12 protein-coding genes are annotated in these 11,932 nt (G+C 71.0%); 7 read left to right on the forward strand and 5 right to left on the reverse strand.

Annotation, left to right across the window (positions count from 1 at the left end):
* Positions 1 to 28: 28 nt before the first annotated feature.
* Positions 29 to 1,765, forward strand: a complete 1,737-nt coding sequence (locus AC067N_RS31615; protein WP_478682331.1) for a PEP-utilizing enzyme — start codon at positions 29 to 31, stop codon at positions 1,763 to 1,765.
* A 70-nt stretch (positions 1,766 to 1,835) separates the two neighbouring features.
* Positions 1,836 to 2,150, forward strand: coding sequence for a putative quinol monooxygenase (locus AC067N_RS31620; RefSeq protein WP_478682332.1), 315 nt, complete (start codon positions 1,836 to 1,838; stop codon positions 2,148 to 2,150).
* 300 nt (positions 2,151 to 2,450) lie between these two features.
* Here AC067N_RS31620 and AC067N_RS31625 read toward each other — a convergent pair whose 3' ends face one another.
* Positions 2,451 to 3,062, reverse strand: coding sequence for a TetR/AcrR family transcriptional regulator (locus tag AC067N_RS31625; RefSeq protein WP_478682333.1), 612 nt, complete (start codon positions 3,060 to 3,062; stop codon positions 2,451 to 2,453).
* A gap of 115 nt (positions 3,063 to 3,177) precedes the next feature.
* Between AC067N_RS31625 and AC067N_RS31630 the strand changes: the two genes are divergently transcribed.
* The 3 genes from AC067N_RS31630 to AC067N_RS31640 are packed head-to-tail and all read left to right on the forward strand — an operon-like array spanning position 3,178 to position 5,449.
* Entirely contained in the window at positions 3,178 to 3,870 is a 693-nt protein-coding gene (locus AC067N_RS31630; RefSeq protein ID WP_478682334.1) for an SDR family oxidoreductase, read from the forward strand.
* A 60-nt stretch (positions 3,871 to 3,930) separates the two neighbouring features.
* Positions 3,931 to 4,476, forward strand: coding sequence for a hypothetical protein (locus AC067N_RS31635; protein WP_478682335.1), 546 nt, complete (start codon positions 3,931 to 3,933; stop codon positions 4,474 to 4,476).
* Positions 4,445 to 5,449, forward strand: a complete 1,005-nt coding sequence (locus AC067N_RS31640; RefSeq protein WP_478682359.1) for an NADP-dependent oxidoreductase — start codon at positions 4,445 to 4,447, stop codon at positions 5,447 to 5,449. Before AC067N_RS31635 ends, AC067N_RS31640 begins: the two co-directional genes overlap by 32 nt.
* 412 nt (positions 5,450 to 5,861) lie before the next feature.
* Here AC067N_RS31640 and AC067N_RS31645 read toward each other — a convergent pair whose 3' ends face one another.
* Genes AC067N_RS31645 through AC067N_RS31660 form a run of 4 tightly spaced genes read right to left on the reverse strand, consistent with a single transcriptional unit; the run spans position 5,862 to position 8,840 of the window.
* The gene (locus AC067N_RS31645) at positions 5,862 to 6,893 is read right to left on the reverse strand and encodes an NADP-dependent oxidoreductase (protein ID WP_478682336.1); all 1,032 of its coding nucleotides are present in this window, start codon (positions 6,891 to 6,893) and stop codon (positions 5,862 to 5,864) included.
* Between the two features lie 4 nt (positions 6,894 to 6,897).
* The gene (locus AC067N_RS31650; protein ID WP_478682337.1) at positions 6,898 to 7,113 is read right to left on the reverse strand and encodes a transposase; all 216 of its coding nucleotides are present in this window, start codon (positions 7,111 to 7,113) and stop codon (positions 6,898 to 6,900) included.
* Positions 7,114 to 7,119: 6 nt separating this feature from the next.
* Positions 7,120 to 7,434 (reverse strand): 2Fe-2S iron-sulfur cluster-binding protein, encoded by a 315-nt coding sequence (locus tag AC067N_RS31655; RefSeq protein WP_478682338.1) that lies wholly within the window; start codon positions 7,432 to 7,434, stop codon positions 7,120 to 7,122.
* Positions 7,431 to 8,840 (reverse strand): aromatic ring-hydroxylating oxygenase subunit alpha, encoded by a 1,410-nt coding sequence (locus AC067N_RS31660; RefSeq protein ID WP_478682339.1) that lies wholly within the window; start codon positions 8,838 to 8,840, stop codon positions 7,431 to 7,433. The genes AC067N_RS31655 and AC067N_RS31660 overlap by 4 nt, the downstream gene beginning before the upstream one ends.
* 436 nt (positions 8,841 to 9,276) lie before the next feature.
* On the opposite strand from AC067N_RS31660, the gene AC067N_RS31665 reads away from it, so the two are divergent.
* Positions 9,277 to 10,419: a sugar ABC transporter substrate-binding protein gene (locus tag AC067N_RS31665; protein WP_478682340.1), complete on the forward strand. Its 1,143-nt coding sequence runs from the start codon at positions 9,277 to 9,279 to the stop codon at positions 10,417 to 10,419.
* A 26-nt stretch (positions 10,420 to 10,445) separates the two neighbouring features.
* Entirely contained in the window at positions 10,446 to 11,927 is a 1,482-nt protein-coding gene (locus tag AC067N_RS31670; protein ID WP_478682341.1) for a sugar ABC transporter ATP-binding protein, read from the forward strand.
* The last annotated feature ends 5 nt before the right edge of the window (positions 11,928 to 11,932 follow it).

Below are 11,932 nucleotides of genomic sequence, written 5' to 3' on the forward strand. Positions count from 1 at the left end.
CGGGACGGACGGCGGGAGACCCTCGGCCATGAAGAGCTGGATCACGGACTGGCAGCGCAGTGAGCGACTGCCGCACTACACCCGGGCCAACGCGGGCGAGACCCTGCCCGATCCGGCCAGCCCGCTGGGCTGGACCCTGGTCTGGGGGCGTGGACTGCACGGCTGGCGCAAGGGCTTCGTCGGCTTCGGCATCTACCGCGAGGAGGAGGTGGCCGGCCCGCGCCCGCCCTTCGTCGGGATGTTCGGCGGCTACTTCTACCTCAACCTGTCGCACATGCGGCTGTTCGGCATCCGGATGGGCCAGACGGCGGACCAGATCGACGCCGCCTTCGTCGGCCGGCGCTCGGACACCCCGGTGTACGTGGCGCACCCGGACGACCAAGACGCCGAACTGACCGCCAAGGCGGGCGGCACCCTGCAGCGGATGCTCGGCCAGAGCACGTTCCCGGAGGCCGACGCCGACCGGGAGCGGCTGCGCGGACTGCGCCGCGGGCGACCCGATCTGACGGAGCTGTCCGACGCCGAACTGGTGGCCCGCGCACGCTCGTTGCTGGACGAGGTGGAGACGGCCTTCCAACGGCACGTCGAGTCGTCGCTGCCCGCGTCCGTGGGGCCGGCGATCCTCGGGCCGCTCTGCGCGGGCGTGGACCGCCCCGGTGCCATGCTGGACCTCATCGGCGGTCTCGGGGACGTCGACTCGGCCTCCCCCTCGGACCGGTTGTGGACACTGTCTCGCCAGGTGGCGGCCTCGGCCGAGCTGACCGAGCTGTTCGACCGGGGTCCGGCCGCCGTGGAGCGGGCGCTCGACGGGGCGACCGGGGACGTGAAGGCGTTCCGTGACGCCTTCGAGGAGTTCCTGGCCGAGTCCGGGGACCGCGGGCCAAACGAGTGGGACATCCACGCGCTGTCCTGGGAGGCGGCGCCCGTCCAGGCCCTGGCCCTGGTCGACCGGATCCGGCACGGCTCCGACGACGACTCCCCGGCCGCCCGGCGGGCCCGCCTCATCGAGCGGCGCGAGCGGACCGCGCGGGAGATCCGGTCCGCGCTGCCCGCGGACACGCAACCGATGTTCGACGCCGGTATGCACGCCTCCCGGGTCTGGATCCCGGCCCGCGAGCGCACCAAGGCGAACTGCGTGACCGTCGTCAACGAGATCCGGATGGCGGTACGGGAACTCGGCCGCCGCGGGGTCGAGGCGGGGCGCCTCACCGAGCCCGGCGACGTGATGATGCTGCTGGACACCGAACTCGACGACTACGTCGCCGACCCGGAGTCCTTCGGCCCCGTCATCGCGCGGCGGCTGCGGGAATATGCGCTCCTGCACGAGCTGGAGCCGCCGTTCTTCGTCCCGGACGACGCCCGGACCGAGATCGACACCTGGCCGAGGCGCACCGAGGAGCGCGCCGAGGCCGCGGCCGCGGGCGATGCGCTCAGTGGCGTGGGCGGCAGCCACGGGACGTACACCGGCCGGGTGCGCGTGGTCACCGACCCGGCGTCCTGCGAGGCGCTGGAGCCGGGAGAGGTGCTGGTCGCGCCGATCACGGACGCGGCCTGGACCCCGCTGTTCCTGGTCGCCGGGGCGGCCGTGGTGGACGTCGGCGCGCTCAACAGCCACGCCGTGGTGGTCTGCCGGGAGCTGGGCATCCCGGCCGTCATCTCCGTCGAAGGAGCGACGCTGCGGCTGCGTGACGGCATGGTGATCACGGTCGACGGGGACCGGGGCACGGTCACCGTGGAGACCGTCCCCGCCCCGCTCGGCGTCTGAGACACCCCGGGCCCGTCGCTCCCCTTCACCGGAGCGGCGGGCCCGCGGGCATGACCGCGGAAGGACCCCCGTGACCGAGGAAATCATCGTCGCCGGCTGGATGGACTACGAGCCCGGCGACCGCGACACCATGCTGGCGGCCCTCGTCGAGCTGGGCCGGCGCACCCGCGAGCGGGAACCCGGGTGCCTGGACTACGCCATGACCGCCGACCCGGCCGACGAGCGGCGTATCCGGGTGTACGAGCACTGGACCTCGCAACAGGCCCTCGACGAGCACTTCACGACACCGCACATCAAGGACTTCCGGGCGGCCGTGGCGGGACTGAACCGGATCGGGGTCGGCCTGACGGCCCACACCGTGGCCGGGTCGCGCCCCATGCGCTGAAACCGCCCGCTGATCCCGTGCGTTGATCCCGTCCGCTGATCCCGTGCATGGAGACGGTGCCCCCTGCGACCGAGGTTGTTACTTGGCGGACGAGCGCAGTAGTTGGCGGATCTTGCTTCGGTAGCGCTGCGTTGTGATGAGCCTGAGCACGACAGGTGTCGCATTTGCGCGAACTGCCGTAGGGAGCACGGAACTACGCCAGACCGATCAGGCCGCGAGCACGGAAGCCTCGGGCCCCGCGTCACCTCGCGGGTGCGGCCGGTGCGCACACGTCGCGCGGCGCCCGATGCCGGGCCCCGGTCAGCCGGCTTCCGTCAGGGCCGCGTGCGCGGCGGCGAGAATCTCCTCGGAGAGCGGGGAGCCCTGGGTGGCCCGGGACAGGACCAGAGCACCGACCAGGGTGCACAGCCTGGCGAGGCCGCCCTCGCCGCCCCCGACGCCCTCGCCGCCCGCGCCGCCCGCGCCGCCCGCGACGGCCTCGACAGGGGCGAGGAACGCGCCGAAGTCGGCCACGCCCTCCGCGTAGGTACGGCGCGCCTCGCGGCCTTCGGGTCCGCGCGCGATATCGGTGGCGAGAGCCGCGACCGGGCAGCCGTCCGCCGCGTTGTCACGGTGTTCGACGGAGAGGTAGGCGTCGATCAGGGCCCGCTGAGCGGCATCCCGCTGCCCGTCGTACCGCTCGAGCCCGGCCGCATTGCGCCGTGCGATCTCATCGAAGGCGTGGGCGGTGACCTCATCGACGAGCGCTTCCTTGGAGGCGAACTGCTTGTAGAAGGCTCCGTGGGTGAGGCCGGCCGCCTTCATGAGATCGGCGACGCTGACGTGGGTGCCCTGCTCCCGGAACAGCCGCGACGCGGTGTCCACCACCCGCCTGCGATTTTCCTCCGCCTGCGCCTGCGATACGCGGCCCATGGCCACCTCCCGTTTGGATGTCGACTGGCATCTATCATAGCCCTGTGTTTAGATTATGCTTGCAATCTAATTGACGCGGGTGCTCCGACGGCGCCTGCGAAGGACAGGAGCGAGCATGGAACTCAAGAACGCGGTCGCGGTGGTCACCGGCGCCAACCGGGGCCTCGGGCGGCACCTGGCCGCCCAGCTCGTCGAGCACGGCGCCAAGGTCTACGCGGCGGCCCGCCGTCCCGAGACGGTCGACCTGCCGGGCGTCACTCCGCTGCGCCTCGACGTGACGGACCAGGAGTCGATCCTGGAGGCCGCCCGTATCGCGTCCGATGCGACGCTGCTGATCAACAACGCGGGCGTCTCCACCGGCGCGACACTGGTCGGCGGCGACCTGGACGAGGTGCGTCGCGAGATGGAGACCAACTTCTTCGGCCCGCTCGTCGCCACACGGGCCTTCGCTCCCGTCATCGAGGGCAACGGCGGCGGCGCCGTACTCAACGTCCTTTCCGCCCTGTCCTGGTTCCACCCGGCAGGCCTCGGCTCCTACGCCGCGTCCAAGGCCGCCGCCTGGGCGCTGAGCGACGCGAGTCGCGAGGAACTGGCGCCCCGCGGGATCACCGTCTCGGCGCTGCACGTCGGCTACATGGACACCGACATGGCCGCCGCCGTGCCCGCCGATCAGAAGGTCGCCGCCGCCGACGTCGCGGCCCAGGCCCTGCACGGCATCGAGACCGGCCTGCCCGAGATCCTCGCCGACGAGACCAGCAGGTACGTCAAGCAGAGCCTGTCCGCGGCGCCCCAGCCGAACGCGGGCTGACGCTCACCCCCTCCACCACGGCACGACGGCCTTCCAGGCCCCCTTGCGCAAGGACTTCTCATGCGTTACACGGCCTTCGGCCACAAGACCGGACTGCGCGTCTCCGAGTACGCGCTCGGTACCGCGGACTTCGGCACCGGCTGGGGCGCCGGCGCCGAGCCCGACGAGGCCCGCCGGATCTTCGACCGGTTCGCCGAGGCCGGCGGCACCTTCCTCGACAGCGCCGACAGGCACCTCGCAACCCTCGACGTCCAGCTCACCGACGAGCAGTACGCACGCCTCGACAAGGTCGGCGCCATGCCGCTCGGCGCACCGCACGAGGGCATCGCGGGACCGCTGGGACACCTCCAGGGCGGCGACGCGAGCAGCGTCATCGCCCCGGTCGTGCCGGTGGCCCGAGCCCGGAAACACGGCCGGCCGACGCAAAGCTCTCCGCGCAGGCTCTGGGCACTGCCGTGCCGACGCGGAGCGCGCGGACCAGAAGACACCACAAATCTTCTCGTAACGAGACAAACACCTCACGGACAGAACACCCCTCCCGCTTGGACGGGAGACCACACGAACGGAGATGACGATGAAGGCCTTCATGGTCGAGAAGTACGGTGACGCGTCCCACATGCGTGCCGCCGAGATACCCGACCCCCAGGTGGGCGCCGACGACGTCCTGGTCAGGATCGACGCGGCGAGTGTCAACCCACTGGACATGAAGATCCGCGACGGTGACCTCAAGCAGATCCTGCCCTACCGCCTCCCGCTCGTCCTGGGCAACGACCTCGCCGGGACCGTCGTCCGCGTCGGCCCGGCCGTCACCCGCTTCGCCGTCGGCGACGAGGTCTACGCGCGGCCCGACAAGGACCGCGTCGGCACCTTCGCCGAACTCCTCGCCGTCCACCAGGACGACCTGGCTCCCAAGCCCGCCACGCTCACCATGACCGAGGCCGCCTCCCTCCCCCTGGTCGCGCTGACCGCCTGGCAGGCCCTGGTCGAGCGGGCGAACGTCCAGCCGGGCCAGAAGGTTCTCATCCATGCGGGCGCCGGCGGCCTGGGATCCATCACCATCCAACTGGCCAAGGCACTGGGCGCGCACGTGGCCGCCACCGCGAGCACCGCCAAGATCGACCTCGTCAAGGACCTCGGCGCGAACGAGGTCATCGACTACCGCACCCAGGACTTCTCCGAACTCCTCACCGGCTACGACCTCGTCCTGGACTCCCTCGGCGGCGAGAACCTCGCCAAGTCCCTGCGCATCCTCAGACCCGGCGGCCTGGCCATCTCCGTCGCGGGCCCGCCCGACGCGGCCACCGCCCGCGAGCTCGGCTCGAACCCGGTCATCCGCCTGGCCGTCACCGCGCTCAGCGCCAAGATCCGGCGCCAGGCGAAGCGTCTCGGTGTCACGTACTCCTTCCTGTTCATGAAGGCCAGTGGCGACCAGCTGCGCGAACTCACCCCCCTCGTCGACGCCGGGAAGATCCGCCCCGTCGTCGACCGGGTCTTCCCCTTCGACGAGACCCTTCAGGCCATGGAGTACGTCGAGAAGGGCCGCGCGAAGGCCGGCAAGGTCGTCGTCTCCATGACGTGAACCCGGGGCAACGGCCCTGCCGGACGCCGAGAACGCCGCCCGCCGCAACGAGAGGAACCCGCCTGGCTGTGTCACTTCCCGTGGATGTCGTTTCGACCTGTTCGCGAGTCACCTGGCGCGCGTTTTCATGATCAATGTCGATGGGAATCGATGTCACCGTGCCGCTGCGTCAGTGCTTGTCCGCGAGCCCGGATTCTCCAAGCCGTGCCAGCCAGCCGCCCTTTCGGCCTGAGATGTCCTGTCAGGCACCGTTTCGGTCGCCCTGACTACTCTCGAGTCGGAGCCCGGCCCGCCAACTATCGCCCTCAAGATCCGCCGACCAGCTCCCTCCACCTGCCGACGACCTGCACCGAAGTGAGCATCACCCGCCAACTACGATCCTCGGTCACACCCCCTTGCCGGGGGCACCGTCTCAGCGGCTGTCGTCCAGCCGCACCAGCATCTTGCCGACGTTGCCGCCGTCCAGCAGGGACAGCAGGGCGTCGGCGGCGTTCTCCAGGCCGTCCACGACCGTCTCGCGCGCGGTGATCCGGCCCTCGGCGAGCCAGCCCGCGACCCGCTGCTCGAACTCCGGCCGGAGGTCGTCGTGGTCGCGGACGATGAAGCCGCGCAGCGTCAGCCGCTTGAGGACCGCCTGGATCAACTGGTTGATGTCCGCGGACCGTGGCGCGCCGCCGAACTGCGACATCATGCCGCACAAGGCGACCCGGCCACCGGTGCGCAGGCAGTGCAGGGCGGCGGCGAGCTGCTCACCGCCGACGTTGTCGAAATAGACGTCGATGCCCTCGGGGGCCAGCCGGGCCAGCGCGTCACGGACCGGCTCGGCGCGGTAGTCCGCGGCGGCGTGGTAGCCGAACTCCTTCACCAGCAGGGCACACTTGTCAGCCCCGCCGGCGGTGCCGATGACCCGGCCCGCGCCCAGCAGCCGGGCGAACTGACCGGCCGCGGTGCCGACGGCCCCCGCCGCGGCCGACACGAAGACCGTGTCGCCGGGGCGGAGTCCGGCGATCCGGGTGAGACCGACGTACGCGGTGAAGCCGGTCTGCCCGAGCAGGCCCAGCCAGGTGGGGAGCGGGGCGAGGCGCGGGTCGACCCGGTCCGCGCCGTCGGTGTCCGCGGCGTCCAGCACGGCCCGCTCCCGCCAGCCCAGTTGGTGGCGTACGTAGGCGCCGACGGGCACCGAGGGGCAGCGGCTCTCCTCGACCACGCCGAGTGCCCGGCCGTCGAGCGGTGAGCCGGGGGCGAAGTTGTGGGTGTAGTGCTTCTCGGTGCTCTCCAGCCGTCCCCGCATCGACGGGTCGACGCTCATGTAGAGGTTGCGGACGAGGAGTTGGCCCTCGCCGACCGGCGGCAGCGGACGCTCCTCGACGGCGAAGTCACCGGGCGACGGCTCCCCGTCGGGCCGACGCACCAGGCAGACCACGCGTGTGGTCCGGGGTGCCACCGGGTCACTCCCCCGGTCGGCGGAAACCCCGCCGCCGGGCGAGGCGGCCCACCCAGCCCGCCATCTGGAGATCGGCGTGGCGCAGCTCGCCCGACAGCCACCGGGCCTGGAAGTCGAAGACACCCCGCGCGCCGGTCTTCGGGTCGGTCACCTCGACCAGACCGTCCTCGGTGAGCCGGTACACGTGCCCGGTCAGCGGGTGGATCACTTGCTTGGCCATGGGCCCTCACTCCTGCACTCGGCGGCGTACACCGCGCTTGGTCACGGTCACCGGGCCCTCGACCCGCAGCCGGCAGGCGAGCCGGGTCAGGCCGTCCACCGGCATGCGCAGGGCTTCGATGCCCTCGCGTTCCAGCGGGTCCACGGGGGAACAGTTCTCGGCGCCTTCCTCGATCCGCACGAAACAGGTACGGCAGGTGCCCTTGCCGCCGCAGACGGTGGGCCAGCGGTAGCCGAGCCGCCGGGCGGCGGTGAACACGTCCTCGCCGTCGAGGACGTCGATCTCGACGCCGGCCGGCCGGACCGCCACGCGGTGGGTCACCTGTCCATCCAGTGGTCGAGCGTCCGGTTGAAGTGGCGGATGCGGCTCTCCTGGTAGTTGGCCAGGGTGATGCCCGGCTTGCGCATCGTCTTCAGCCCCTGCTGGACGTAGGGCAGGTTCTCGCAGTCCTGGTCGAAGACAGGCCCGAGCACACCCAGTTCGGGGATGTCGGCGAAGAGCATGTCCTCGGGCACCCAGCGGATCCGGGCCGGAGGGGGCGTCTCGCCCGGCTGCTTCGGGGCCGACATGAAGATGATCTCGGCGATGCAGGAGTCGGGGTCGAGGCCGTTGGGCCGGAACCGGTAGACGATGTTGGACTTGGCGCCGCCCCACGGGTTGAAGTTGGGGAACAGCAGGTAGTTGATGGCGTCCAGCAGTTCCGTGTCGGGGGTCTGCGAGAAGTCCTGGCGCGACGTGGCCGCGAGCTGTTCGCGCATGCGCTGGGCCAGGACCTGGCGGGCGGTGCCGCCGGGCGGGATCGCGGGCAGTTCCTCGCCCTCGCCCATCACCAGGTCACGGCCCTGGGCCGCGGAGTAGAAGGCCCGTGAGTCGTAGAAGGTCTCCAGGACGTCCTCCTCCGTGACGGAGTCGGCCACATGGGGGCTGGGGGCGCCCTGGATGTTGATCATCCGGTTCCAGTGGGGCTGGTCGGAACTCACGTCGTACTGGGAGTTGGCGTCGGCGAGCCACGGCAGCATCTGGGGGTGCGTGGCGATCACATGGAAGGACTCGATGAACGCGTCCTGCGCGATCTTCCAGTTGCAGGGCAGCACCTTGGCGATGTGCAGCGACTTGTAGCGGTCCTCCAGCGGCCAGATGTAGTAGTCGTCGAAGGAGCCGCGGTAGCTGTCGAAGGACTCCGCGTACGGGTCCATGTTGATGAAGACGAAGCCGCGCCAGGTCGCCACCCGGGCCTCGGGCAGCGCGAACTTCTCCGGGCTGACGTGCGGGAAGTCCCAGGCGCACGGCGGGGTCTGCATGGTGCCGTCGAGGTTCCAGGCGAAGCCGTGGAACGGGCAGCGGAACTCCCCGACATTGCCGCCGCCGGTGCGCAGTTTGCGGCCGCGGTGCAGGCAGGCGTTGACGAAGGCGCGGATCTCGCCCGGGGCCGTGCGCACGACGATGAGCGAGTCCTCGCCGATCTCGTAGACCTCGTGGTCGCCGACCTCGGGGATCTCGCTCTCCAGGCAGGCGAACTGCCAGACGCGGCGCCACACCTGCCGCATCTCGCGTTCGGCCCAGTCGCGGGAGGTGAAGCGTGTGGCGTCGATGTCCTCGCTGCCGAGGGGGTCGTTCCGCTCGTACCTCAGGGCGGCGGGAACGGGCCGGCTGTCCTGGTCGAGGTAGTCCTGGACGCTGGGCCCGGGGCACCGCGCGGTGACCGACTCCGATGTTTCGTCCATCATCTCTCCTCCGGCAGAAACTTGAGAGTGAGTGTAGTTAGCAGTGGCGACCGGGAGCAACAGTCGCGACGATGGACGGAGCCGCATCATCCGAGGTCACTCCCGAAGAGAAGCGGGTCGACTGGGAATTTTCTGACAGGCCCCTCCCCAAGCACGCCCAGGCGTGCCACACTCCGACGCACTTGAGGCTGTAGTGCCTCAAAAGTTTCTCGTACCGGTGCGGCGTCCGCCCGTCCCGGCTCCAGCGCCGTGGGGTCGCCCCTGCGGCCCGCGCCGTGCCCCACGCCGGCGATCGACGCAGCCCTCGTCCCCTCAGCACCCCATGCGTGCCGTCCCGTCCGGGCGGCACCGGATCCGCCTGGCCCGAGCCGGTCGCCGCGGACGCGGAAGCGACGCGCGGCCAGGAAGCGCAGGCACCTCACCACGGGAGTACTCGACGATGAGTTCCACACCCGGTCGCGCGGTCCGCCGCGCCCTCACCGCACTCGTGCCGGTCACCGCCCTGCTCACCCTGACGGCCTGCGGGAGCGACTCCACTCCGGCCGCCGACACGTCACAGGCGGCGAAACCGGGCTCGCCCGGCCTCGCGGCGGCCCGTGCGGCCCTGGAGATGTACACCCAGCGGCCGACCACGATCTCCGTCACCGAGCCCGTGGGCAAGAAGATCCCCAAGGGCAAGAGGATCGACTTCATCCTCTGCGGCGTGCAGTCCTGCAAGGACCTCGCCGACTTCTTCACCGAGGCCGCCGGGGAACTCGGCTGGAAGGTGAGGCAGATCGCGACGCAGGGAACCCCCGAGTCCGTCCAGGCCGCCTACGACCAGGCGCTGCGCGACAAGCCGGACGCCGTCGTCGCCTCCGGATTCCCGCGTGCCGTCTACGCCAAGCAGCTGGCCCGGCTGAAGGCCGCCGAGATCCCCGTCATCCAGTCGAACGCCGACGACCTGCTGGGCGACGGCATCTCCCTGCTCAAGAACGGGCCGGACGACGTCGGCGTCCAGGGCGAGATGCTCGCCTCATGGGTGGTGTCGAACAGTGACGCCGAGGCGAACACGGTGTACTTCGACCTTCCGGCGTACACGATCCTCAAGCCCGTCAAGGACTCCTTCGCCGCCAAGTACAGGAAGTGGTGCGACGGTTGCGGGCTGGACAACGTCGATGTGCCGATCACCGCCGTGGGCAAGGACATGCCGGACCGCGTGGTGTCGTACCTCCGGTCGCACCCGAAGGTGACCCATGTCGTCTTCTCCCTGGGCCTGCTCAACGTGGGCGTGCCGGCCGCGCTGAAGACCGCCGGCATCACCGGCAAGCGCATCGTCGTCAACGTCGGTGACGCGCAGAACTACCAGTACATCCAGAGCGGTCTCACCGACGGCGCGATGGCGCTCAACTCCCACGAGACGGCCTGGCTCCAGGCCGACGCACTGGCCCGGCACTTCACCGGCCAGCCCATGGACGTGGACCAGAAGGCCGCACTGCCCAACATGCTCGTCACCAAGGACAACCTGCCCTCGGCCGACGGCGACTTCCCGATCGTCGAGGACTACCAGGCGCAGTTCAAGGCGCTGTGGGGGCTGAGTTGACCCGGCCGGTCCTGCGGGTGACCGGATTGTCCAAGCGATTCGGCGGGACCCAGGCACTGCGGGACGTCGACCTGGAGGTCGCCCAGGGCGAGATCCACGCCCTGATCGGCCCCAACGGCTCCGGCAAGTCCACCCTCATCAAGATCCTCGCGGGATACCACCACGCGGAGCCGGGGGCCGTCGCGGAACTCGACGGTGAGCCGTTCGACCTCGGCCAGGTCACCGCCTCCCGGCACGACCGGCTCCGCTTCGTCCACCAGGAGATGGGACTGGTCGGCGAGTTGAGCGCCGTCGACAACCTCGCCCTCAGCCACGGCTTCGCCCGGACGGCCCTCGGCAACATCCGCTGGCCGGAGATGGAGCGACGGACGACCGCGCTGGTCGAGCGGTTCGGTCTCGGTATCGACGTGCGCCGGCCCCTGTCGGCGGCGACCCCGGTCCAGCGCGCGGTGGTGGCCATCGCCGCCGCGTTGCAGGGCTGGGAGGGCCGGCGCGGGGTACTGGTGCTCGACGAGCCCACCGCCGTGCTGCCGCCCGGTGAGGTGGCCCGGCTGTTCGACATCGTGCGGGAGGTCCGGGACGCGGGCGCGAGCGTGCTGTACGTGTCCCACCGGATGGACGAGATCTTCGCGCTCGCCGACCGGGTCACCGTGATCCGCGGCGGACGCCGCATCGCCACACGCGCGGTCTCCGATCTCACGCCGCGCTCGCTGGCGGCCCTGATGGCGGGCGAGGAGATGGAGACCGACCACCGGCCCGCCACTCGTTCCGTCCCCACCGGGGCGGTGCTCGAGGTCCGGGACCTGCGGGCGGGGCCCCTGCGCGGAATCGGCTTCGACCTGGCGGGCGGCGAGCGTCTGGGCATCACCGGACTCGTCGGCTCCGGACACGAGATCGTGCCGTACGCGGTGTGCGGGGCCCACGGCGGGCGGGTGAGCGGAACGCTGCGGCTGCCGCAGCGTTCCGAGCGGTGGACCGACGCGCGCGACGCCGGGGGGCTGGGTCTTCCGCTCGTCCCCGCCGACCGGGCGGGAGAGGGAGTGATCGGTGACTTCTCGGTCGGCGAGAACCTCACCCTGCCCCTCCTGCACCGGCTCCGCGCCCGTGGCGGACGGCTGCACCGGCGTCGCGAGTCGTCCCTCGCCGAGGACTGGATCCGGCGGGTCGGGGTGCGTACGGCGGGCCGCGGGGCGCGGATCACCACGTTGAGCGGTGGCAACCAGCAGAAGGTCGTCATGGCCCGCTGCCTGGCCCAGCGCCCGCCCGTACTGGCGCTGTGCGAGCCGACGGCCGGCGTCGACATCGCCACCCGTCTCCAGCTGTACGACCTGATAGAGCGCCAGACGGAGGAAGGGATGGGCGTCATCGTCTCCTCGTCCGACACACAGGACCTGCTCGCCCTGTGCACCCGCGTCCTGGTGGTGCGGGACGGCCGGATCGTACGGGAGCTCGCCGGCCGGGACATCACCGAGCCCGCGCTCGTGCACGCCATGGAAGGAACCGACTGACATGA

It is taken from the genome of Streptomyces sp. NPDC042364 (genome assembly GCF_056437585.1).